At 67.1% G+C, this 22,772-nt stretch carries 23 protein-coding genes; 18 read left to right on the top strand and 5 right to left on the bottom strand.

Annotation, left to right across the window (positions count from 1 at the left end; genetic code table 11):
• Nucleotides 1–198: 198 nt before the first annotated feature.
• Genes AC4ELS_RS29280 through AC4ELS_RS29265 form a run of 4 tightly spaced genes read left to right on the top strand, consistent with a single transcriptional unit; the run spans nucleotide 199 to nucleotide 4,032 of the window.
• Nucleotides 199–1,236 (top strand): ABC transporter substrate-binding protein, encoded by a 1,038-nt coding sequence (locus AC4ELS_RS29280; protein ID WP_448448878.1) that lies wholly within the window; start codon nucleotides 199–201, stop codon nucleotides 1,234–1,236.
• On the top strand, nucleotides 1,233–2,243 hold the full coding sequence (locus AC4ELS_RS29275; protein ID WP_499050488.1) for an ABC transporter substrate-binding protein: 1,011 nt from the start codon (nucleotides 1,233–1,235) through the stop codon (nucleotides 2,241–2,243). Before AC4ELS_RS29280 ends, AC4ELS_RS29275 begins: the two co-directional genes overlap by 4 nt.
• Nucleotides 2,240–3,265 carry a FecCD family ABC transporter permease gene (locus AC4ELS_RS29270; RefSeq protein WP_448448881.1) on the top strand — a complete coding sequence of 342 codons (1,026 nt, stop codon included), beginning with the start codon at nucleotides 2,240–2,242 and terminating at the stop codon, nucleotides 3,263–3,265. The genes AC4ELS_RS29275 and AC4ELS_RS29270 overlap by 4 nt, the downstream gene beginning before the upstream one ends.
• Nucleotides 3,262–4,032 (top strand): ABC transporter ATP-binding protein, encoded by a 771-nt coding sequence (locus tag AC4ELS_RS29265; RefSeq protein WP_448448883.1) that lies wholly within the window; start codon nucleotides 3,262–3,264, stop codon nucleotides 4,030–4,032. The genes AC4ELS_RS29270 and AC4ELS_RS29265 overlap by 4 nt, the downstream gene beginning before the upstream one ends.
• Here AC4ELS_RS29265 and AC4ELS_RS29260 read toward each other — a convergent pair.
• Nucleotides 4,029–4,664, bottom strand: coding sequence for a type II toxin-antitoxin system PemK/MazF family toxin (locus AC4ELS_RS29260; protein WP_110917007.1), 636 nt, complete (start codon nucleotides 4,662–4,664; stop codon nucleotides 4,029–4,031). The genes AC4ELS_RS29265 and AC4ELS_RS29260 overlap by 4 nt on opposite strands.
• A gap of 79 nt (nucleotides 4,665–4,743) precedes the next feature.
• Here AC4ELS_RS29260 and lepA point away from each other — a divergent pair, with 79 nt between their 5' ends.
• From lepA to AC4ELS_RS29230, 6 genes are all read left to right on the top strand, one after another.
• The gene (gene lepA / locus AC4ELS_RS29255; protein WP_448448884.1) at nucleotides 4,744–6,618 is read left to right on the top strand and encodes a translation elongation factor 4; all 1,875 of its coding nucleotides are present in this window, start codon (nucleotides 4,744–4,746) and stop codon (nucleotides 6,616–6,618) included.
• A 70-nt stretch (nucleotides 6,619–6,688) separates the two neighbouring features.
• Nucleotides 6,689–7,990 carry an NtaA/DmoA family FMN-dependent monooxygenase gene (locus AC4ELS_RS29250; protein WP_499050484.1) on the top strand — a complete coding sequence of 434 codons (1,302 nt, stop codon included), beginning with the start codon at nucleotides 6,689–6,691 and terminating at the stop codon, nucleotides 7,988–7,990.
• Nucleotides 7,990–9,372 (top strand): NtaA/DmoA family FMN-dependent monooxygenase, encoded by a 1,383-nt coding sequence (locus AC4ELS_RS29245; RefSeq protein ID WP_499050481.1) that lies wholly within the window; start codon nucleotides 7,990–7,992, stop codon nucleotides 9,370–9,372. Before AC4ELS_RS29250 ends, AC4ELS_RS29245 begins: the two co-directional genes overlap by 1 nt.
• Nucleotides 9,373–9,498: 126 nt before the next feature.
• Nucleotides 9,499–11,031: an APC family permease gene (locus AC4ELS_RS29240; RefSeq protein ID WP_448448890.1), complete on the top strand. Its 1,533-nt coding sequence runs from the start codon at nucleotides 9,499–9,501 to the stop codon at nucleotides 11,029–11,031.
• Nucleotides 11,028–12,017 (top strand): GNAT family N-acetyltransferase, encoded by a 990-nt coding sequence (locus AC4ELS_RS29235; protein WP_064885565.1) that lies wholly within the window; start codon nucleotides 11,028–11,030, stop codon nucleotides 12,015–12,017. Before AC4ELS_RS29240 ends, AC4ELS_RS29235 begins: the two co-directional genes overlap by 4 nt.
• Complete coding sequence (locus AC4ELS_RS29230; protein ID WP_448448891.1) at nucleotides 12,014–13,249, top strand: acyl-CoA dehydrogenase family protein; 1,236 nt, start codon at nucleotides 12,014–12,016, stop codon at nucleotides 13,247–13,249. The genes AC4ELS_RS29235 and AC4ELS_RS29230 overlap by 4 nt, the downstream gene beginning before the upstream one ends.
• A 30-nt stretch (nucleotides 13,250–13,279) precedes the next feature.
• On the opposite strand, the gene AC4ELS_RS29225 is transcribed toward AC4ELS_RS29230, so the two are convergent.
• On the bottom strand, nucleotides 13,280–14,194 hold the full coding sequence (locus AC4ELS_RS29225) for a zinc-binding dehydrogenase (protein WP_448448892.1): 915 nt from the start codon (nucleotides 14,192–14,194) through the stop codon (nucleotides 13,280–13,282).
• A gap of 54 nt (nucleotides 14,195–14,248) precedes the next feature.
• On the opposite strand from AC4ELS_RS29225, the gene AC4ELS_RS29220 reads away from it, so the two are divergent.
• On the top strand, nucleotides 14,249–14,806 hold the full coding sequence (locus AC4ELS_RS29220) for a class I SAM-dependent methyltransferase (RefSeq protein WP_448448894.1): 558 nt from the start codon (nucleotides 14,249–14,251) through the stop codon (nucleotides 14,804–14,806).
• Here AC4ELS_RS29220 and AC4ELS_RS29215 read toward each other — a convergent pair.
• Nucleotides 14,790–15,071, bottom strand: a complete 282-nt coding sequence (locus AC4ELS_RS29215; RefSeq protein ID WP_448448896.1) for an ANTAR domain-containing protein — start codon at nucleotides 15,069–15,071, stop codon at nucleotides 14,790–14,792. The two genes, AC4ELS_RS29220 and AC4ELS_RS29215, sit on opposite strands and share 17 nt — an antisense overlap.
• Before the next feature lie 94 nt (nucleotides 15,072–15,165).
• On the opposite strand from AC4ELS_RS29215, the gene AC4ELS_RS29210 reads away from it, so the two are divergent.
• Nucleotides 15,166–15,864, top strand: a complete 699-nt coding sequence (locus tag AC4ELS_RS29210; RefSeq protein ID WP_499050476.1) for a sensor domain-containing protein — start codon at nucleotides 15,166–15,168, stop codon at nucleotides 15,862–15,864.
• A gap of 54 nt (nucleotides 15,865–15,918) precedes the next feature.
• Here AC4ELS_RS29210 and AC4ELS_RS29205 read toward each other — a convergent pair whose 3' ends face one another.
• Complete coding sequence (locus AC4ELS_RS29205; RefSeq protein WP_055115495.1) at nucleotides 15,919–17,949, bottom strand: glycoside hydrolase family 15 protein; 2,031 nt, start codon at nucleotides 17,947–17,949, stop codon at nucleotides 15,919–15,921.
• Nucleotides 17,950–18,064: 115 nt separating this feature from the next.
• Here AC4ELS_RS29205 and AC4ELS_RS29200 point away from each other — a divergent pair, with 115 nt between their 5' ends.
• The 6 genes from AC4ELS_RS29200 to AC4ELS_RS29175 all read left to right on the top strand — a co-directional run bounded on the left by AC4ELS_RS29200 (nucleotide 18,065) and on the right by AC4ELS_RS29175 (nucleotide 22,439).
• Nucleotides 18,065–18,268, top strand: a complete 204-nt coding sequence (locus AC4ELS_RS29200) for a hypothetical protein (RefSeq protein WP_064885589.1) — start codon at nucleotides 18,065–18,067, stop codon at nucleotides 18,266–18,268.
• Complete coding sequence (locus AC4ELS_RS29195) at nucleotides 18,171–18,500, top strand: Ms4533A family Cys-rich leader peptide (protein ID WP_448457131.1); 330 nt, start codon at nucleotides 18,171–18,173, stop codon at nucleotides 18,498–18,500. The genes AC4ELS_RS29200 and AC4ELS_RS29195 overlap by 98 nt, the downstream gene beginning before the upstream one ends.
• Before the next feature lie 130 nt (nucleotides 18,501–18,630).
• Nucleotides 18,631–19,674 (top strand): sulfate ABC transporter substrate-binding protein, encoded by a 1,044-nt coding sequence (locus AC4ELS_RS29190; protein ID WP_064885571.1) that lies wholly within the window; start codon nucleotides 18,631–18,633, stop codon nucleotides 19,672–19,674.
• Complete coding sequence (gene cysT, locus AC4ELS_RS29185) at nucleotides 19,671–20,549, top strand: sulfate ABC transporter permease subunit CysT (protein WP_064960328.1); 879 nt, start codon at nucleotides 19,671–19,673, stop codon at nucleotides 20,547–20,549. The genes AC4ELS_RS29190 and cysT overlap by 4 nt, the downstream gene beginning before the upstream one ends.
• A complete protein-coding gene (cysW, locus tag AC4ELS_RS29180; RefSeq protein ID WP_055115487.1) occupies nucleotides 20,546–21,367 on the top strand; it encodes a sulfate ABC transporter permease subunit CysW in 822 nt (273 codons plus the stop codon). The genes cysT and cysW overlap by 4 nt, the downstream gene beginning before the upstream one ends.
• A 22-nt stretch (nucleotides 21,368–21,389) precedes the next feature.
• Nucleotides 21,390–22,439, top strand: coding sequence for a sulfate/molybdate ABC transporter ATP-binding protein (locus AC4ELS_RS29175; RefSeq protein WP_499050472.1), 1,050 nt, complete (start codon nucleotides 21,390–21,392; stop codon nucleotides 22,437–22,439).
• Nucleotides 22,440–22,457: 18 nt separating this feature from the next.
• Here AC4ELS_RS29175 and AC4ELS_RS29170 read toward each other — a convergent pair whose 3' ends face one another.
• A complete protein-coding gene (locus AC4ELS_RS29170) occupies nucleotides 22,458–22,718 on the bottom strand; it encodes a metal-sensitive transcriptional regulator (RefSeq protein ID WP_055115484.1) in 261 nt (86 codons plus the stop codon).
• Nucleotides 22,719–22,772: the final 54 nt, after the last annotated feature.

The following is a 22,772-nucleotide window of genomic DNA, read 5'->3' as shown; positions in this document are numbered from 1 at the left end:
CGGTTTGCCTGTCGCGGGCCGGCAATCACGCCACATCGTGGCTGTTACAGTGCGAAGACCGACCAACAGGGGAATCCGGTGCGAAACCGGAACTGACGCGCAACGGTATGAGGCACCGCCTCGAGTCCGATCACCTGTGGCCGGGTGTGACTGTCGACGGCTCCGCGACCGAGCCCTGTATCGAAGGAAGTCTTGGCCGTGCGGGTATTCGCGGTGCTGTCCCTGTTGGCTGTGACACTGTCACTCACGGTGGCGTGCGGGCGCCCCGACCCGCCTGCGGACGACGCGGTCGCGGGACCTGCCGGGCCCGGCCCCACCAGCTATCCACTCACCGTCGAGAACTGTGGCGTGACCGTCACGTTCGACGGGCCTCCGCAGCGGGCAGTAGCGCTGTATCAGGCTTCGACGGAGATCCTGCTGGCACTTGGTCTGGCCGATCGGATGGCCGGCACCACCACGTGGTTCGACCCGGTGCTGCCCGAACTCGCGGACGAAAACGCCGAGGTGCCCCGGCTGGCGGACAACGACCCGGGCCTGGAAGCAGTGCTCAGCGTGGAGCCGGATCTGGTGACTTCGGCCAGCGCGCATACCTTCACGCCCGCGGTCGTCGCCGACCGTGCCAGATTCGCCCAACTGGGAATCCCGACGTATCAATCACCGTCGGTATGCACCGGAGCGAAGGTCGACGGTGAGACCGTCACCCGCACTGAGCCGCTGGCATTCGACACGCTGTTTCGGGAAATCACCGAGCTGGCTCAGATCTTCGATGTGCAGCAGCGCGGCCAGGACCTGATCGCCCGACTCACCCGGCGGCTGGACGAGGCACCGTCGATCACGGCGACCAACACCACTGTGGCGTTCTGGTTCTCGGGGCTGCGGACGCCGTACCTGGCCGGATGCTGCTCGGCGCCCGGCCTGTACGCCACCGAACTCGGTGTCACCAATGTCTTCGCCGACGCCCGCGAGGACTGGCCGGAGGTCAGTTGGGAGTCGCTGGCGGACCGCGACCCTGACGTGCTGGTCCTGGCCGACCTCAACCGCAGGCGCATCGACGGTGATTCTCTCGACGCGAAAGTGAAGTTCCTGGAATCGAATCCGGTGACCAGGAACATGACCGCGGTGCGCGAGAAGCGCTATGTGGTGCTGACCGGGTCCGAGCTTGACCCCGGAATTCGGGAGATCGACGCGGTGGAGAAGCTGGCGGCCGGTTTCAAGACGTTCGGCCTGGCCCAGTGAACCGGCTGATCGCCGGCGGGATCAGTGCGCTGCTACTGGCCGGGTGTGCCCAGGCCGGGCCGACCGCGGCCTCACAGAGGGCGGCCGGATATCCGGTGACCGTGCAGAATTGCGGCAGGCAGGTGGTGATCGCCACGCCGCCGCAGCGTGCGGTCTCGCTCAACCAGAGTTCCACCGAGATCCTGTTGTCACTGGGCCTGGCCGACCGCATGGTCGGAACCGCCACCTGGACCGATCCCGTCAGGCCCGACCTGGCGGCCGACAACGCCCGGGTGCCACGACTCGCGGTGAACAAACCGTCTCTGGAGAGCGTGCTCGACGCCGAACCCGATCTGGTGACGGCGTCCTTCGGCGGAACCCTCGGGCCTGGTGGCGTCGCCGACCGGGATCAGTTCGCGGAACTCGGCGTCCCGACGTATCTGGCGCCCAGTGACTGCGAAGGCAAGACGTCGGTCAACGGCGACGGGGCGCGGAGCGCACCGTTCACCATGGACGCGATCTACGCCGAAATCCGGGACCTGGCAACAATCTTCGATGTCACCGAACGCGGCGATCAGCTCATCGCACAGTTGCGTCAACGGATGGCCTCGGCCACCGGGACAGAAACAGGCATCGATATGGCGTTCTGGTTCTCCGATATCCGTGCCCCCTATTTCGCCGGCTGCTGTGGATCGCCCGGGGTGATCGCCGGCACGGCCGGGGCACGTAACGTCTTCGCCGACACCAGCGACGAATGGCCGCAGGTGAGCTGGGAGAGCGTGGCCGATCGCGACCCGGATGTGCTGGTGCTGGCGGACCTGAGCCGACGCACGATCGACGGGGACGCGCTGGCGACCAAAATCGAGTTCCTGGAATCGAATCCGCTGACCCGAGGACTCACCGCGGTGCGGCAGCGTCGCTACATCGTGGTCAACGGGGCCGATCTCAACCCGTCGATCCGCACGGTCGACGGCGCCGAGAAGGTGGCGAAAGGCCTGCGGGACCTCGGATTCGGTTCACCGCGGTGAGCGTGCGCACCGGTTGGCTCGGCGGGCTGTGGGTCGGCGGCCTCCTGCTGCTGGTGTTCTCGGCGGCGGTGGCCATCACCATCGGGCCCGCCGCACTGTCGGTGGGTGACGTGTACCGCATCGTCGGCGACCGGCTCGGCGTCGGCCCGTCAGGGGCCACCCGACTGCAGGAGAGCATCGTCTGGCAACTGCGACTGCCGAGGATCGTGCTCGCCGCCATCTGTGGCGCCGGGTTGGCACTGTGCGGGGCGATTCTGCAGTCGTTGCTGCGTAATCCGCTGGCCGACCCGTTCGTGCTGGGGGTGTCCTCGGGCGCGTCGACGGGTGCCGTGCTGGTCGCGGTGCTGGGTGTCGGCGCCGGCACGCTGAGCCTGTCCGGCGGCGCCTTCATCGGCGCGGTGGTGTCGTTCGCCGTGGTGCTGCTGCTCGCCTACGCCGCCGGCGGCGGGACGGACCGGGTGGTACTGGCCGGAGTGGCCGGGACCCAACTGTTCTCGGCGCTGACCTCCTTCATCGTGTTGTCCTCGGCGGACGCCGAGCAGACCAGGGGAGTGTTGTTCTGGCTGCTGGGTTCGCTGGCCGGGGTGTCGTGGTCCGACGTGCTCATCTGCGCGGTCGTCGTCGGTGCCGGGTTGCTGGTGTGCCTGGCCTTCGCACGCACCCTCGACGCGTTCGCGTTCGGGCAGGATGCCGCCGCGACCCTGGGCGTTTCGGTGACCCGCGCCCGCATTGTGTTGCTCGTGATCACCGCGTTGATGACCTCGGCCCTGGTCAGTGCCGCCGGCGCGATCGGGTTCGTCGGGCTGGTGCTGCCGCATGCCGCCCGGTTCGTCGTCGGGCCCGGCCATCGGCGTCTGCTGCCCACCGCGGCGATCTTCGGCGCCGTCTTCATGGTGTGGGTGGACACCCTGGCCCGGACGGTGTTCGCGCCGCAGGAGTTACCCACCGGAGTGGTCACCGCGCTGCTCGGGGTGCCGGCCTTCGCGTTGATCCTGTTGCGGCGCAAGAAGGTTGACCGATGACCCTGCGGGCGGGCGAGGTGCGCTGGATCCGGTCCGGCCGGGTCGTGCTCGACGGTGTGACGGTGGATCCGGCCCCCGGAAGCACGGTCGGGTTGTTGGGTCCCAACGGGTCAGGCAAGTCCTCGCTGCTGCGACTGCTGGCCGGTATCGATCGGCCCGACTCGGGTGTCGTGCAGCTCGACGGCCGTGATCTGCACAGGATGTCGCGGCGTGCGGTGGCGCGGCGGGTGGCGATGGTCGGCCAGCACGCGGAGACCGACCTGGACATCGCCGTGCGCGATGTGGTGCGGCTCGGACGGATCCCGCACAGCTCGGTGTTCGGCGGTGGTGGCGACGACACCGCCGCGGTGGCCGCCGCCCTGTCGGCCACCGGTCTCGACGGTATGGCCGACCGCCTGTGGCACACCCTCTCGGGCGGGGAGCGTCAGCGCGTGCAGATCGCCCGCGCTCTCGCGCAGGAGCCCAGCGAGTTACTGCTGGACGAGCCCACCAATCACCTCGACATCGCGCACCAACTGGAGATCCTGGCGCTGATCCGCACCCTCGATGTCACCGCCGTGGTGGCCCTGCACGACCTCAACCTGGCGGCGATGTTCTGCGACCACGTCGTGATGCTGTCGGCGGGACGGGTGGTGGCCACCGGTAGCCCGGTCGAGGTATTGACCCAAGAACTGGTGGCCGACGTGTACGGCGTGCAGTGCCGGATCACCGTCGACGACGCCGGACCGTACGTCCGGTTCGTGGGAGCCGGCGGCTCGGCGGGCTAGCTCCAGGAATACTCGGCGCGCAACCGGACTGCGACCGATTCGAATCGCTGACGGTCAAGGATGGCGCCCTCACGGCGGATGCCTTCCTCGGGAACGTCGAGCACCCGGTCCAGCCGGACCCAGCTCGGCCGGCCGTCGTAATCCCAGGTGCCGACGCCGATGCCGATCCAGTCCGGATCGTCTCGGTGGTAGTCCTGGCTGGACAGCATCAGCCCGAGCAGGGTGCGCTGATCGCGACCCACCACCAGAACCGGGCGGTCCTTGCCCTGGGTCGGGTCATCCTCGTAGACGACCCAGGTCCACACGATCTCGCCCGGATCGGCCTGCCCGTCCAGATCGGGCGCGTAGACGACTTTGCGGGCCCGGTGTGCGGTGGGCACGCTGTTCTTCGACACCGGCCGGCCGGCGGTGATCGCCTGGGGTGCCGGGGCGGCCGCACCGGCGAGAACGCCCAGGCCCAGCCTGAGGCCCTGCTGAAGCCCTTGTTGAAGGCCTTGCTGCACGGTGCGGGGCACGTTGTCGGTGGTCTGTAGCTGGCGCACGAACTTGGGTGCTTCGTTGAACACCAGGTTCTCGGCACCGTCCATCACGCCCTTGAGAACCTGTTGGAACGCCTTCCACTGCGACGCCATGGTGTCGAGCATAGGCGAGGGGACCCCCGGCGATTGTGTCGCGACGGTGGTTGCTCGATACCCTTAGGGAGCACAGCACGTGCTGGACACCCACGCTCACCAGGAGATTCCCATCAGCAGCTTCGCCGACAAGACGTTCACTGCGCCGGCGCAGATCAGGAACTTCTGCATCATCGCCCACATCGACCATGGCAAATCGACGCTGGCGGACCGGATGCTGCAGCTCACCGGCGTCGTCGACGACCGGTCGATGCGAGCGCAATACCTGGACCGGATGGACATTGAGCGTGAGCGCGGCATCACGATCAAGGCGCAGAACGTGCGGTTGCCTTGGAAGGTCGGGGACGAAGAGTTTGTCCTGCACCTGATCGACACCCCCGGCCACGTCGACTTCACCTACGAGGTGTCCCGCGCGCTGGAGGCTTGCGAGGGTGCCGTTCTGCTGGTCGACGCCGCGCAGGGCATCGAAGCGCAGACGCTGGCCAACCTCTACCTGGCGCTCGACCGGGACCTGACGATCATCCCGGTGCTCAACAAGATCGACCTGCCCGCCGCGGATCCGGAGCGCTACGCCGGTGAGCTCGCGCACATCATCGGGTGCGAGCCGTCCGACGTATTGCGGGTGTCCGGCAAGACCGGCGTCGGGGTGGCCGAGTTGCTCGACGAGGTGGTCCGGCAGGTGCCGGCGCCGACCGGCGACGCCGACGCTCCTGCGCGGGCGATGATCTTCGACTCGGTCTACGACATCTACCGCGGCGTGGTCACCTACGTGCGCGTCGTCGACGGCAAGATCACCCCGCGCGAGAAGATCGCGATGATGTCCACCGGCGCCACCCACGAATTGCTCGAGGTGGGCATCGTCTCACCCGACCCGAAGCCCAGCGACGGTCTCGGTGTCGGCGAGGTGGGCTACCTCATCACCGGTGTGAAAGACGTCCGGCAGTCCAAGGTCGGCGACACCGTGACGACGGCGCGCAAGGGCGCCACCGAAGCCCTGACCGGTTACCGGGAGCCCCGGCCGATGGTCTATTCCGGGCTCTACCCGGTGGACGGCTCGGACTATCCGGTGCTGCGCGAGGCGCTGGACAAGTTGCAGCTCAACGACGCCGCGCTGACCTACGAGCCGGAAACCTCGGTGGCGCTGGGCTTCGGGTTCCGCTGCGGATTCCTCGGCCTGCTGCACATGGAGATCACCCGCGAGCGCCTCGAACGCGAGTTCAACCTCGACCTGATCTCCACCGCGCCCAACGTGGTCTATCGCGTTGTGCGAGATGACGGCTCCGAGAGCGTGGTGACCAACCCGTCGGACTGGCCCGAGGGCAAGGTCCGCGAGGTCTACGAGCCCGTGGTCAAGACCACCGTGATCGCGCCCAGCGAGTTCATCGGCACCATCATGGAGCTGTGCCAGGCACGGCGCGGTGAGCTCGGCGGCATGGACTACCTGTCGCCCGAGCGTGTCGAGCTGCGCTACACCATGCCGCTGGGCGAGATCATCTTCGACTTCTTCGACTCGCTGAAGTCCCGCACCCGGGGTTACGCCAGCCTCGACTACGAGGAGGCCGGCGAGCAGATGGCCGATCTGGTCAAGGTCGACATCCTGCTGCAGGGCGAGGCCGTGGACGCGTTCAGCGCCATCGTGCACAAGGATTCGGCGTCGGCCTACGGCAACAAGATGACCACCAAGCTCAAGGAGCTCATCCCGCGCCAGCAGTTCGAGGTGCCGGTGCAGGCCGCGATCGGGTCGAAAATCATTGCCCGCGAGAACATCCGGGCAATCCGCAAGGACGTGCTGTCCAAGTGCTACGGCGGTGACATCACCCGTAAGCGCAAGCTGCTGGAGAAGCAGAAGGAGGGCAAGAAGCGCATGAAGACCATCGGTCGCGTGGAGGTTCCTCAGGAGGCTTTCGTCGCGGCGCTGTCCACCGATGCCGCTTCGGACAAGCCCAAGAAGTAGCGCGCCCGGGATTGCTTCGCGCTGAGCGCAACCCTCGGCTCGTGCCCCCCGCGACCGTAGCGTCGGCGCAGTGCCCAGAGAACTGCACCTGCTGGCCTTCGGCAATACCCGGTCTACCGGGCCGTGGCGGCATCCCGATATCGACAACAGCACCGCCGGGGTACGCCAGCGGCTGATCAGCTATGCGCAGACCGCCGAGGCGGGCACCTTTGACGCGCTGTTCTTCGCCGACGGCCTGAACTACGGTCCCCCCGCGACCTGGCCCTACAAGATCACCGAGGACTTCGAACCGCTCACCGCGACGGCCGCGCTGTCCTCGGTCACCGAGCGGATCGGTCTGGTGGTCACCGGATCGGCCACCCTGGCCCATCCGTACCACCTTGCCCGCCAGCTGCTTTCACTCGATCACCTCAGCGGTGGACGGGCCGGCTGGAATCTGGTGACCAGCTTCGCGCAGGCCGCGGCCGACAACTTCAGCGCCCGCGGCGTGGTGGCCCATGACGAGCGCTACCGCATTGCCGAGGAAGCTCTCGAGGTGGTGCGCAAGCTCTGGGACGGCTGGGGCGAGGATACGATCGTCGAAGACCGTGCGGCGGGGATATTCAACGACGTCAACAGAATCCAACCGACGGATCACCACGGCCGCTACTTCGACGTGGCCGGTCCGCTGGGCGCGGCTCGGTCGGCGCAGGGCCAGCCGGTGCTCTTCCAGGCCGGATCATCGGAAACCGGACGGGGTTTCGCGGCCCGCCACGCAGAGGTGATCTTCACCAGTCACGGAAACCGGAGGCGCGCGCAGGAGTTCTACTCCCAGATTCACGAGGAGTCGCGGCGGTTTGGCCGGGCCCGGCCACCGCTGATCACGCCTTCTCTGCGGTATCTCGTCGGTTCCACCGAGGAAGAGGCCAGGCGCGCGCAACAGCAGGAGTACGAGTACTTCAGCCCGCAGTATCAGGCGGGTTGGCTGCTCGAGGTCGATGTCGACGTCACCGGTGCCGATCTCGACGGTCCGGTTCCGGAGTCGGCCTTCCCGGCCCACACCGAGACCCATCAGACCGCATTGGCCGGCTACCGGTTGCTGGCAGCCGACGGGAATCCGACGGTGCGAGAGTTCCTGTACCGCACGGTCAACGGTTGGGGTGCGGCAGCGGTGGGCACCCCAGAGCAGATCGCCGACGAGATCGAACAGTGGTACACCACCGGCGCCGCCGACGGGTTCGTGCTGCGGGATTCCGGGTTGCCCGGCCAGCACGAGCTTTTCGTCGAGCAGGTGGTGCCGGTGTTACGCAAGCGCGGGCTGTTCCGCCATGAATACGCCCGCGCCACCCTGCGATCCCATCTGGGGCTCGACGTCCCGCCGCGGCAGCTGTGATGACCGAACCGTATGTGCTGTCGGCGTTCACCATGTCGACGGTGTCGCACGGCAATTTCGGGTTGTGGCGTCATCCGCAGGATCGCACCGCCGACTACACCGATGTCCGCTACTGGGTGGATCTGGCGAAGCTGCTCGACGACGGCGGATTCGACCTGCTGTTCATCGCCGACGCGGTCGGACAACTCGACGTGTTCGGCGGAGATGCCAGTGCCGCGCTGGCGCGGGCGGTGCAGACGCCGGTGACCGATCCGCTGCTGGCGGTGTCGGCGATGGCCGCGGCCACCCAGCGTCTGGGGTTCGGCATCACGGTGTCCACCACCTACGAGAGCCCGTACCTGCTGGCGCGAAAGTTCAGCACCCTCGATCATCTGACCGGCGGCCGCATCGGCTGGAACATCGTGACCTCGCTGCTCGACAGCGCGGCGCGAAACATCATCGGCCGGGACCGGCAGATCCCGCACGACGAGCGCTACGCGATGGCCCAGGAATTCGTGGAAGTGACCTACAAGCTCTGGGAAGGTTCGTGGGAGCCCGGCGCGGTGATCCGCGACGCGAAGCGCGGGATGTATACCGACCCGGCGAAGGTGCACGACATCGGCCACCACGGGAAGTATTTCACCGTGCCCGGGGCACACCTGGTCGAGCCTTCGCCGCAGCGCACGCCGGTACTGTTCCAGGCGGGTACGTCACCGGCCGGCCGGGAGTTCGCTTCTCGCAACGCGGAACTGGTGTTCGTCAGCGATCCGCGACCCGAGGTGCTGCGCAGCCACATCACCGACATCCGCCGCCGGGCCGCCGGACACGGCCGCGACCCGCAATCGCTGAAGTTCATCACCTCGGTCGAGATCGTCACGGACAGTACCGATTCCGCGGCCCAGGCCAAGGCGCGCGAACTTGCCGACTTCCACGATCTGGAAGGCGGTCTGGTGCTGTTGTCGGCACTGTCCGGCGTCGACTGGTCGACCTACGGCGTCGATCGCCCGATCGAGCAGTTCGACACCGACGCCAGCCGGTCCATCCTCGCCGCGGTGACCGACTCGGGTGTCCGTGAGCGCTTGACGCTGCGGGATTACGTTGGGGGACTGGGCGGGTTCGGTGGGGAATTGTTCGTGGGTTCGGCTGCGGCCGTGGCCGATGCCCTGGACGCCTATGCCGGGCGGACCGGGGTGGACGGGTTCAACATCGCCTATCACGTCACGCCCGGCAGCTTCGCCGACATTGCCGCTCATCTCATCCCCGAGTTGCGCCGGCGCGGTCGCGCTCGCGAACTCGGCGATCCGACGACCCTGCGGCAGAAGCTGTTCGGCGGTGGCGACGGATTACTGGCCGGCGGGCACCCGGCCGCCGCATTCCGCAGGAATTCCGTTCATTCGCAATAGAATCCTGCCGATTCCATAGCTGACGACGCGAAACCGATTGCGGCAGTGTGACAACACGTACCGACATCTCAACCACCCGTACCGGTTCACGGACGGGAGGCGTCGCGGTCAGAAAGGGGCATAGCCGTGACCACTACAGAAGACCCGAAGGCGCACCCGACGGCGAATGCCGCAGGCCGCACCCTGATCGCGGCCGAATCGACCGGACTGGAATCCGGGGCGCTGGGCCCCTGGGGCGTGTTTGCCCAGGGCCTGGCGGCCGCCGCCCCCAGCGTGGCCCTGGCCGTCGTACCGTTCTCGCTGTTCGTGGCGGCCGGCAAGGGTGCGGCATGGGCCGCCGTGATCGGCCTGTCCATCGTGGTGCTAGTCGCCATCACGATCAGCTTCCAGGCCAAACGCACGGTGTCCTCGGGCTCGCTGGGAACCTACACGGGTAACGGTCTGGGCCCCGGCTTCGCCTTCGCCGCCGGGTTCAGCCTGCTGTTCGGCTACATCGGTTTCGCCACCACCGGCACCCTCGGCGGGGTGCTCTACCTCGATGCGTTCCTCGAGTCGATCGGCCTTGGCTCGCAGGCGGTTTGGTTCCGGCTGCTGCTGGTGTTCGTGGTGGTCGGCGTCGCGGTGTACCTGCCGTACCGCGGGGTGTCGCTGGCCGCCAAGTACGAACTGGCCTTCGAGTTGCTGGCCATCGCGTCGATCCTGGTGATCATCGTGGCCTCCTACATCGGCTACGGGTTCCGCATCGACTGGGAGCAGTGGAATCCCCAGCATCTCGGGTCCAGCGCGACCTTCATCGCGGCGGTCACCGCGGTGGGTTCCTATGCCGGTTTCGAGAGCGTCGCCTCGCTCGGGGCCGAGGCCAAGGACGCGCACCGCAACATCGCCAGATCCTTGCTGCGCGTGGTGCTCCTGATCGGTGCGCTCTACATCTTCGCGACCTACCCGCAGATCCTGCACTTCGGCGAGATCGACGGCGACAAGGCGGTGCTGCCGCAGCTGGCCACCAGCGTCGGGGTGGAATGGGTGAACCAGATTGTCAGCGGCGCCGTCGCGATCGCGTTCATCGTGTTCGTCACCGCGGTCACCACGGCGGCGTCCCGATCGCTGTTCACCTTCGCGCACGAAGGGGCGCTGCCCAAGGTGTTCACCAAGGTGCACTCGAACTACAAGACACCGTGGGCGGGCGTGGTGTTTGTCGGGATCCTGGCCCTCGCGTTCTCGATCACGGCCACCTTCAGCTCCGCGGGCCGTCTGGTATTCGACGTCTACGGCGGTTACGTGGCCAACTGGGGCTTCCTGGTGAGCTACCTGCTGGTGGTCATCGCGACGCCGATCTGGCTGCGCAAGATCGGCGCCTTGACCCCGGCGCGGCTCGCGGTCGCGGTCGCGGCCACCATCGGCCTGGGGTATGTGATCGTCAGCAACTTCTATCCGGTACCCGAGTTCCCGTTCAACATCCTGCCTTTCGTGTTCGGGGCCATCCTGCTGGCCGGACTGTCCTGGTACTGGTACCTCAAGCGGACCAGTCCCGAGGTGGCCAACCGGATCGGCAGCATCCAGACCCTCTCCGAGGACGAGCAACAGCGCCTGGCCGCCGAAGGAATCGGCGAGGTGCTCCAGCAGTCGCAGGCGGCACTGATCAATGAGGACCGGAAATGACGCTCACCGACCAGGCGTTGACCACCAGCTGGACAGTGGAAGCGGCCACCGCCCACGACCATCCACTGATCGCAGATTTCCTCGCCACCACACCGGGCCTGCGGGGGCGAAAGTTCGCCGCCGATTCGCGCGACGTCGCGGAGCAGCTCGCCGGCGTGTACCCCGGGTCGGCAGTGGTCCTGCGCAGTGAATCGGCCGACGTGCTGGGGTACGCGGCGCTGTACCAGCCCGACGGTGCCGAACCGGAAGTGTTGGCAGACTTCGTATTCAGCCCGGAGGTTGCCGAGGCGCCGGTCGCGGAGGTCGTCGACGACACCGTCGACCGATTCCACCGGGTGGCTACCCCCGGCGCCTATCTGCGGGTGTACATCGGGGCCGATCAGCCGGTGGCGATCGAGGCGCTGGTGCGACGTGGCGCGCGTCAGGAGCGCCAGTTCGTCGCGACCCGAAAGCCGTTGCTCGGTGAGGATCGCGCCGCGCTGGCCGCCGCGCACATCGACGGACTGACGATCCTGTCCTGGCCCGAGGTGATCTCGGGCGGATTCGCCGAGCAGGTGCGGCAATTGCAGTTCGATACGTTCAGCGAGCATTTCGGGAACATGTCGAAAACCCCGCAGCGCTGGGAACATCACCTGCGCAGTCGGGCGTTCAATCCGGACTTCAGCATTGCCGCGGTCAACGACGACGGCGTGGTGGTCGGCTACGTACTGGGGTCGACCTACACGGAAGGCGCCGGCGCCGAGCAGGAACGCAGCGCACACACCGATTACATCGGGGTACGCCGCGACCTGAGAACACGCGGGACCGGAGAACTGTTGTTACGCAAGATCTGGCTGGCGGCGTTGCGGCGCGGGTTCACGGTCGCGTCGCTGGGCACCGACATCGACAACGCGAGCAAGGCCCACGAGCTGTACCGCCGCTTGGGGTATCTCGCGGTCCGAGACCAGTACGCATACCGCATCGATCACGACGGGAGCATCCGATGAGCAGGGCAGGCACATATCTCAAGCGGCCGTCCGGATACGACGCCGAGTTGCAGTCGGTGTTCCGGCCGATCTTCGCGCGGATCGCGGAAGGCAACGTGGCACGCGAACGCGACCGGACGTTCCCGCACGAGCAGGTGCGGTGGCTCGGCGACGCCGGGTTCGGCACCTTGCGTATCCCGGCGGAGCAAGGCGGTTTCGGTGCCTCGCTGGAGCAGACCTTCCTGTTGCTGGCCGAACTGGGGGAGGCCGATGCCAACGTCGCCCATATCTGGCGCAACCACCTGGCCTTCGTCGAGGACCGGCTCAACGCCCCGGTGACCGAGGACAACAACACCTGGATCAAGCGTTTCCTGGCAGGCGAGTTCGTCGGTGGCGGCTGGACCGAGGCCAACAACGTCACGCTGGCCAACCTGGCCACCACGGTCACCGCCCAGGGTGACCACTGGCTGGTCTCGGGCGCGAAATACTATGCGACAGGCAGCCTTTACGCCGACTGGCTGGATGTACTCGGTCGCGGCGGCGACGGTGAGTTGTGGACGGCGCTGGTGCGCGCGGAGGATCCGGGGGTGACGCTGGTCGACGACTGGCGGGGGTTCGGGCAGCGCACCACCGCCAGCGGTTCGGCACGTTACGAGGGGGCACGCGCTGAACCGGGCAATGTGTTCCCGGCGGCCGAGCGGTTCAGCTACCAGGCCCACTTCTATCAGATCGCGATGCTCGCCGTGCTCACCGGAATCACCCGGGCGGTGCACCGGGATGGGGCGGCGGCGCTACGAGGGCGCACCCGCAACTATCCGCAAGGCCTCGCCGAGGTGCCGGCCGAAGACGCTCAACTCTTGCAGGTGATCGGAGAGATCTCGGCCGAGGCGTTCGGTGCCGAGGCGGCCCTGGGATTGAGCGCCCGCACCCTCGACCGGATCGTTGCGGGCCGGCTGGCCGGCAGCGACGACCATGCCCGCGAGTTGTTGATCGACGCCGAGGTTGCCGTCGCACAGGCGCAACTGGTGATCATCGGATCGGCGCTGCGGTCCACCACCAAGGTGTTCGACGCACTCGGAGCCTCCGGTGTGTCCGAAGAGCTTGGCCTGGACCGGCATTGGCGCAACGCCCGCACGTTGGCGTCCCACAATCCGGTGGTCTACAAGGCGCGCATCCTGGGGGACTGGTTCGTCAACGGCAAGGATCCGGTGGCTGATCTGGTCAGCCGCGGCCGGGGCGGCCAGGGCAACTGAGCCGGGGCGGCCAGGGCAACTGAGGCGTCGTCAGTCGACCTGCAGCACCGCCTTGCCCGCGACTTTGCGGTCGAGCAGGGCCTGCGCGGCGACGGCGATGTTGTCCCACGAGTCGCGAAGACCGATCTGCGGGTCGAGCTCGCCGTCGGCCACCAACGTCAGCAGATAGTCCAGATCAGCTTGGAACGGTGCCCGAACGGTGAACGGCTCCAACCGCTTCCGATTCCCGCGACGCCGCTCGGCCTCGAAGTCGATGGTGGTCGGTTCGTTGGATGCCATCCCGATGGACTGCACCGACCCGCCGTCGGACACCAGGCTGAAGGCCTGGGCCAGGAGCTTTCCGCCGACGTTGTCGAGGACGCCGAACACCGGCTCGGTCACGCCGTCGAGCCCCACCACGACCTCGGCCGCGCCCAATTCCTCCAGGCCGTCACCGCGCCGCGCACTGCCGACCGCGGCGACCACGTGCGCCCCGGCCCGTGCGGCCAGCTGCACCGCGAATCGGCCGACGCCTCCGGACGCACCGGTGATGAGGACCCGGCGCCCCACCACCGGGCCGAGGGCTCGCAGCGCCTGCAGGGCCGTCACGCCGGCCACCGGAAGGGCAGCACCCTCTTCGAATTCGACGAATTCGGGAAGCTCGGCGAGATTCTCGGTGGAGACCGCGCGGCGCTCGGCCCATCCGGCTGCTCCGCTGAAGCCCACCACACGCGTGCCGACGGCCGGTCCGGTCCCGTCGGCCGCGGCTCTGGCAACGATCCCCGCGCTGTCCCACCCCGGCACTTCGCCGGGGCGGCGCATCTGATCGATGAAGTGCACCTCGCCGAAGTTCAGCGCGATCGCATGCACGTCGATCAGCGCCTGGGAGTCGGCGACCGAAGGTTCGGCCACTTCGTCGAACCGGAGGTTTGCAGGAGCTTGCGGGTCGTAGACGAGGGCTCGCATGAAGGGGCTAACCCCGAACGGTTTGGCGCTATTCCCTCCCATAAGGTGGCCGACGTGAGCCAGAAGGACCGCGCCCGGTGGGACACGGCCTATGCCGACCGCGAGCCGGACCGAGTGCCGGCCCTACCCGAGGTCTTCAGCGGCCGCGCCGACCAGTTTCCCGCGTCCGGGTCGGCCCTCGACATCGCGTGTGGAACCGGTCGGGCCGCGGTGTGGCTGGCTCAGCGCGGGTTGACCGTGTCCGGCTTCGACGTATCCACCGTGGCGATCACGCAGGCGAGGGCGACGGCCGCAAGCCACGGAGTGGCGGATCGCTGCCGATTCGAGGTCGCCGACCTCGACGAGGGCCTACCGGCCGGACCACAGGTCGATGTGGTGCTGTGCCATCGCTTCCGCGACCCGCGCCTCTATCCGGCGCTGGCCACCCGCCTGCGGCCGGGCGGCCTGCTGGCCGTCTGCGTGCTCAGTGAGGTGGGGGCGCAACCGGGTCGGTTCCGGGCCGCCCCCGGTGAACTCGAGGCGGCCTTTGCCGGTCTTGAGACGCTGGCCGCGTACGAGGGTGACGGGGAGGCCTGGCTGATGGCACGGGCACAGGTCACCGGACGGGGCTGACGGGCACTCGCCGGGCCTGCGCGAGCAGCTCACCCCAGGCGTTGAACGCCTCGGCGTAGTCGGCCGTGGTGCCCGAGCTGCCGCCGGCAAGATCCACCAACGCACCTGCGATGCTGCCGATTCCGATACCGGTGCGCTGGACCACCCGCACCAGTTCGGCAAAAGCCTGATCAGGCGCGCAACCGCGCAGGGCGACCAGAACACCGATCGCCACGTCGATCTTGATGCGTGAAGTGTCGTCTGCGCGGAGGCGGCTGTAGCTCATGACCCGATGGTGCCGGGTCGGTCCCGACTCATCCAGAGATCGGCGCACGGTGATTGTGTCCGGCGAGGTGCCACCGGTCGGTGACAATGGTGACATGCCCTGTCCCCCCGTGATCGCACTACTCGCCGCCGCATCACTGCTGATGGCCGGATGCGCGCAGATGGTCGACGGCAGCGCCGTGCGGGCGGAGAACTCGGTCCCCGTGGTCGACCAAACCTTCACCGAATCCGCGCTCGAAGGTCTCCTGATTTCCGCGGAGGAAGCCGACGAGATCGTCGGAGTGACCGGACTGAAACCCACGGAGGCCCGCGATACCAGCGACACGATGAACGTCAATGCCAATGATCTTTCTGACGAAGACTGCCGGGCAGCGGTTTTCGGTGCGCAAGAGGCGGTGTATGCGGGTTCAGGTTGGACCGGCGTGCGTGATCAGGTGATGTCGACGCCACGATCCAGGCAATCCATCGAACAGACTGTGGTGCTGTATCCGTCGGGTGATGAGGCACGTAGCTTCTTCGACTCGGCCGGGCAATCGTGGCAGGCGTGCGCCGGGCGCACCATCTCGATAGGTACCGGAGATGCGACGACGCACTGGGATATCGCTGACGTTGTCGCCGAGCAGTCGCTGTTGACCCAGTTCTCGACCGAGCAGCAACAGCCCGAGTGGCCGTGCGATCACGCGCTGGCAGTTGTCTCCAATCTCGTGATCGAAACCTGGGCGTGCGGAGTGGGTATCACGAACCAGGCCGCCACCCTGGCACTGCATATGGCCGCCACGGCGGCGGACGCTTGATCATCGATTGGCCCGGGTGGGCAGACATGCTGTGTCCGGCAACGCCTGACGGCCCTACATCGGTGCGTTGGCGGGCTGGAAGACCCCGGAACTGTCGGACTCCTCCTCGGCGCGGATGACGTGCACCACGGCGTTGATCAGGGCCAGGTGGGTGAATGCCTGCGGGAAGTTGCCCAGGTGGCGGCCGGTGCGCGGCTCGATCTCCTCGGCGTACAGGTGCAGCGGGCTGGCGAACGAGAGCAACCGCTCGAGCAGGTGCTTGGCCCGGCTCACCTCGCCGATCTCGACGAGCGCCGACACCAGCCAGAACGAGCAGATGGTGAACGTGCCCTCTTCGCCGGACAGCCCGTCGTCGGTCTCCTCGACCCGGTAGCGCAGCACCAGGCCGTCCTCGGTGAGTTCGTCGGCGATCGCCAGCACCGTGGCCCGCACCCGCGGATCGTCCGACGGCAGGAACCTCGTCAACACCGCCAGCAGCAGCGAGGCGTCCAGGGCGTCGTCGTTGTAGCGCTGGGTCAACACACCGCGGGAGTCCACGCCGCGGGCCAGGACATCGGCCTTGATCTCCTCGGCGATCGCGCGCCACTGCTGCGCGTAGCTCTTCTCGCCCTGCAGTTCGGCCAGCTTCGAACCGCGGTCCAGCGCCACCCAGCACATGATCTTGCTTGAGGTGAAGTGCTGCGGCTCGCCGCGCACCTCCCAGATGCCCCGGTCGGGCTCCTTCCAGTGCTTGATGGCTTCCTCGACCTGGTTCTTCAGCACCGGCCACAGCGCCTCGGGGATCTGTTCGCGCGACTTGGCGTGCAGGTACACCGAATCGAGCATGGTGCCCCAGATGTCGTGCTGCATCTGGTTGTAGGCCCCGTTGCCGATCCGCACTGGCCGGGCGTTGTCGTAGCCCGAGAGGTGATGCAGTTCTTCTTCGACCAGACTGCGCTCACCACCGACGCCGTACATCACCTGCAGCGGGTGGCGTTCGCCGTTGTTGGCACCGGACACGTCGGCGATGAACGAGAAGAAATCGTCGGCTTCCCGGTCCAGCCCGAGGGTGTACAGACCCCACAGCGCGAACGTGGAGTCCCGGATCCACGAGTAGCGGTAGTCCCAGTTACGTTCTCCCTGAGGAGTTTCCGGTAGCGACGTGGTGGGGGCGGCCAGCAGGGCGCCGGTCGGCGAGTAGGTCAGGCCCTTCAGCGTCAGCGCGCTGCGCTGCAGGTATGACCGCCACGGGTGGTCGGGGAAATCGCCGATGTTGATCCACTGCCGCCACGACTCACTGGTTTTCCACATCTTGTCCGAGGCCTCTTCGAAGGTCTGCGGGGCGGGATGTTTGGACCAGCTCAGCGCGACGAACACGTTGTCGCCCTCGGTGAGCCGGGTGCGGGCGCGGGCCTCGCGGCCCTCGATGCCGATCCGAAGGTTGGTGGTGAGCCGCATCGTGGGGTGTGAGTCCGGGTTGCGGCTGGCACGTGCGATCGCTTCGCCGTAGGCCGGGCCGGAGTACTCCCACGAGGCGCTGACACGGTGGTAATCGAACGCCGGTTCGCAGTTCATCACCAGTTCGACGGTGCCGCTGACGCAGCGGACCGTGCGTAGCAGGATGTGTTCGGCGTCCCAGTCCATGGGGGTACGCCGGTGCGTGCGTGACCGGGTGTCGATGTCGTGCCACGGACCCATCACGAGCGCGTCGCGCACGATCAGCCAACCGGTGTGGGTCTGCCAGGTGGTCTCCAGGATCAGGCTGCCCGGCAGGTAGCGCCGCGCCGATGGAACGGTCACCCCGTAGGGGCCGAGCCGGAAGTGACCCGCATTGCGATCCAGGATCGCGCCGAACACGCTGGGAGAGTCGGGCCGGGGGACACACAGCCACTCCACCGACCCGGCCGAGGAGATCAGGCAGGTGTTCTCGCAGTCGGAGAGAAAGCCGTAGTCGGCGATCGGCGGGAAAGGGTTCCGTAGCGACGCACCCGAGGAGTACGGCACGGGCGCCGTCGCCGTGAGCGGCGTCTCGGGGGTCTTCGAGGTGTCAGGGGTCTTGTCGAGTGCCGCGACGACATCCGTGGGCTCGGTGTGTTGCAGAACCATCCGCACATCATCATCTGCGGATACGGGTGTCGTCTACCCAAGACACGCGTGTCGAACGTTACTGGTGCGGCGGGATGAAGACGGGGTGCTGTCGACGATCGCCTACGCTTGCCCCATGGCGGCAATCCTGAACTGGTGGGACGGCGTCGAACTGTGGCTGACCGGGCTGCCGTTCGTCGTGCAGACCGCGGTGGTGATGCCGGTGGTGCTGGCGTTGGCCTATGGCATCGCGGTGGTGCTCGACGGCGCGCTGGGCTGGGGAAGCACCGGGCTGCGCCGGTTGCGCCACGCCCCGGTGGACGAGGTGGAATCGGAGTGAACGGTATGCCGCGCTCACGTGTCACGTTGATCTTGATTCTGCTGGTTGTGCTGGTCATCGTGATGTGGTTGCTGACCAGCTAGCGAGGACACCTGTCGCTCGACGGGCGCGACGGCGGAATTCTGTTATTCTTCGCGCCATGCATTCAGCGTCCGGCAAGACTGAGAGCCATGTCTTGGCTCTCATTGCCGTGGGTTCGTGCGCTGTTGCTGACGTCGCCTGTTGTCGCTGACTCCAACCCGTCCGCGGTTTGGTGTCGGTGGTGGTTCTGCGCCCGGATGCTGTTGTCTCGCCTCCTCGCCTCCCTCGCCTTTCCGCATGACGGACCTCGCAATGTCCGCTGTCCGCAAGAAAGGTCCTCAGTGCCCGTTAACAAGCCCCATCTCAGTAAGTTCTGGCGTACTGCCACCGTCCTGGCCACCACCGGCGTGCTGGCGGTCGGCTGCGGTGGCGGCGCCAGTGATGTCGCCGGCGGTGACCAGGGTGCCGCGGGTGCCGACACCACGCTGACCCTCGTCGCCTATGCCGTGCCCGAACCGGGCTGGAGCAAGATCATCCCGGCCTTCGCCGCCAGTGAGGAAGGCAAGGGCGTTGCGGTGCGGACGTCGTACGGCGCATCGGGCGACCAGTCCCGGGCCGTGGCCGACGGCAAGCCCGCCGACATCGTGAATTTCTCGGTCGAACCCGACGTGACCCGGTTGGTCAAGGCCGACAAGGTGGCCGACGACTGGAGCGCAGGCAATACGAAGGGCGTGCCGTTCGGTTCCGTGGTGTCATTGGTAGTGCGCAAGGGTAACCCCAAGGGCATCAAGGACTGGGACGATCTGCTTCAGCCCGGGCTCGAGGTCGTCACCCCGAGCCCGCTGAGTTCGGGTTCGGCCAAGTGGAACCTGTTGGCCCCGTACGCGGCGAAGAGCAACGGCGGCAAGGATTCCGCGGCCGGGCTCGACTTCGTGAACAAGCTGGTGACCGAGCACGTCAAGACCCGCCCGGGTTCGGGACGTGAGGCCACCGATGTGTTCCTGCAGGGCACCGGCGACGTACTGATCAGCTACGAGAACGAGGCGATCAACGTCGAGCGGCAGGGCAAGGACATCGAGCACGTGAACCCGCCGCAGACCTTCAAGATCGAGAACCCGGTGGCGGTCGTCAAGACCAGCGCCCACGCCGACAAGGCCAAGGCGCTGGAGAACTTCCTGTTCACCGCCGAGGGGCAGAAGCTGTGGGCCGAGGCCGGATTCCGTCCGGTCGATCCCGCGGTGGCGGCGGACTTCGCCAAGGACTTCCCGACGCCGGAGAAGCTGTGGACGATCGCAGATCTCGGCGGATGGAAAGAGGTCGACCCCGCGTTGTTCGACAAGGACAACGGCTCGATCACCAAGATCTACAAGCAGGCGACTGGATGACATCAGTAGCGCAGAGCGAGGCAGCCGAACCTGGTTCGGCTGTGCCCGCGCCGGGGGAGTCCACTCCCGGCGCGCGGTCCGGCCGCTACGGCAGCACGTCGCTGCGCGTGGGCGCGGCCTCGATCTGGTTGAGCGTCATCGTGTTGCTGCCGTTGGCGGCGATCCTGTGGCAGGCGGCCGGCGGTGGGTGGAACGCCTTCTGGTTGGCGGTCACCTCCAACGCGGCCCTGGAATCGTTTCGGGTGACCCTGACCATCTCGGCCGGCGTGACGGTGGTGAACATCTTCTTCGGCCTGGTGGTGGCCTGGGTGCTCACCCGCGACGACTTCCCGGGTAAGCGGCTGGTCGACTCGGTGATCGACCTGCCATTTGCTTTGCCGACGATCGTGGCCAGCCTCGTGATGCTGGCGCTCTACGGTCCGGCCAGCCCGGTCGGGTTGCACCTGCAGCACACCAAATGGGGTGTGGGCATCGCCCTGCTGTTTGTCACGCTGCCGTTCGTGGTGCGCTCGGTGCAGCCGGTGTTGCTCGAGCTCGACCAGGAGACCGAGGAGGCGGCCGCCTCGTTGGGTGCCAGCAATCGGGTCATCTTCGTCAAGGTGATCCTGCCGGCGTTGCTGCCTGCCCTGCTGTCAGGGGCCGGTCTGGCGTTCTCGCGGGCCATCGGTGAATTCGGTTCCGTGGTGCTCATCGGTGGTGCCGTCCCCGGTGAGACCGAGGTGTCGTCGCAGTGGATCCGGACCCTGATCGAGAACGACGACCGAACCGGCGCCGCGGCGATCTCGATTGTGCTGCTGGTGATCTCGTTCCTGGTGCTGTTCGTGTTGCGGGCGGTGGGCTCGCGTGCGGCCAAACGTGAGGAGCTTTCGGCATGACGCTCTCACCGTCGGTGCGCTACCTGCTGCGCTTTCTGGCGCTGGCCTATGTGACGGTCCTGGTGGTGGTCCCGGTCGGGCTGATCCTGTGGCGGACCTTCGGTCCGGGCGTCGGTGCGTTCTTCGCATCGGTAGGCACACCCGCGGCCATCTCGGCGCTGAACCTGTCGCTGTTGGTGGTGGCGATCGTGGTGCCGCTGAACGTGTTGTTCGGTGTTCCCACCGCCCTGGTGTTGGCGCGCAACCGGTTCCGCGGCAAGAGTGCCCTACAGGCGGTCATCGACCTGCCGTTCGCGGTGTCACCGGTGGTCGTGGGTGTCGCGCTGATCCTGCTGTGGGGTTCGGCGGGGCTGCTGGGCTTCGTCGAGAACGACCTCGGACTCAAGATCATCTTCGGAATCCCCGGCATCGTGCTGGCCAGCATCTTCGTCACGGTGCCGTTCGTGATCCGTGAGGTCGAGCCGGTGTTGCACGAGATCGGCACCGATCAGGAGGAAGCTGCCGCGACACTGGGATCGACCTGGTGGCAGACGTTCTGGCGGATCACCCTGCCCTCCATCAGGTGGGGTCTGACCTACGGCATCGTGTTGACCATCGCCCGCACGCTGGGGGAGTTCGGTGCCGTGATCATGGTGTCCTCGAACCTGCCGGGGACCTCCCAGACCCTGACCCTGCTGGTGGCCGACCGCTACAACCGCGGCACCGCTGACTCGGTGTACGGGGCGTACGCCATCTCGACTTTGCTCATGGCGGTGGCCGTGATCGTCCTGGTTGTCCAGGTGATCCTCGACCGGCGCCGAATCAAGGCCGCGCAGTAGGCCTGAGAAGGAGACAAGAGCTATGACCGACGCGATCGTGGTTCGGGGCGCGAACAAGCATTACGGCGATTTTGCGGCGCTCGACAACATCGACTTCGAGGTGCCGTCAGGGTCGTTGACCGCGCTGCTGGGCCCGAGTGGCTCGGGCAAGTCCACCCTGCTGCGCGCCATCGCGGGTCTGGATCAGCCCGACAGCGGGACCATCACCATCAACGGCCGCGATGTGACCGGGATTCCGCCGCAGCGCCGCGATATCGGATTCGTGTTCCAGCACTATGCGGCGTTCAAACACCTGACGGTCCGCGACAATGTGGCCTTCGGTCTCAAGATCCGTAAGCGCCCCAAAGTCGAGGTGAAGGAGAAGGTCGACAACCTGCTGGAAGTGGTGGGGCTGGCCGGTTTTCAGACCCGCTACCCGAACCAGCTCTCCGGTGGCCAGCGTCAGCGCATGGCACTGGCCCGCGCATTGGCGGTGGATCCGCAGGTGCTGCTGCTCGACGAGCCGTTCGGGGCGCTGGACGCCAAGGTCCGTGACGATCTGCGCACCTGGCTGCGCCGGCTGCATGACGAGGTGCATGTCACCACGGTGCTGGTGACGCACGACCAGGCCGAGGCGCTGGATGTGGCCGACCGGATCGCGGTGCTCAACAAGGGGCGGATCGAACAGGTGGGGTCGCCGACGGAGGTATATGACGAGCCGGCCAACGCGTTCGTGATGTCGTTCCTCGGTGCCGTCTCCGAGCTCAACGGAATCCTGGTGCGTCCGCACGACATTCGGGTGGGACGCAACCCGGAGCTGGCTGTTGCCGCCGGTGATGGGACAGCGGAGGCCACCGGGGTGCTGCGCGCCACCATCGACCGGATCGTGATGCTGGGCTTCGAGGTGCGGGTCGAACTGACCGGTGCCGCAACCCATGTGCCGTTTACCGCGCAGATCACCCGCGGCGACGCCGAGGCGCTCGGGTTGCGCGAGGGCGACACGGTCTATGTGCGGGCCACTCGGGTTCCGCAGATCGCCGGGGGAGTGCAGACTCCGGCGAGTAACGAGGATGAGGCGCTGACCGTCAGCTAGGTGGTCAGCGCCACCCCGTCAGGCCAGAGTCAGGAACAACTTCTCCAGCTCGGCGACGTCCATCGGTTCGTCGCTCTCGCCGGTGATGCATTCACGCAGACCAGTTGCCACGATCTTGAATCCGGCGCGGTCGAGTGCCCGGGACACCGCGGCGAGCTGGGTGACGACATCCTTGCAGTCGCGGCCCTGTTCGATCATGGCGATGACGCCGGAGAGCTGTCCCTGTGCGCGGCGCAACCGGTTGAGGATGGCGGCGATCGATTCCTCGTCGCAGATCATGTTGTCCCCTTAACGTTGGGTTTCTTGCTTTCATCATACCCTCGGGGGTATGTG

This window comes from Mycobacterium shunyiense (assembly GCF_058270035.1).
This window is presented reverse-complemented; position numbering and strand designations above follow the sequence as displayed.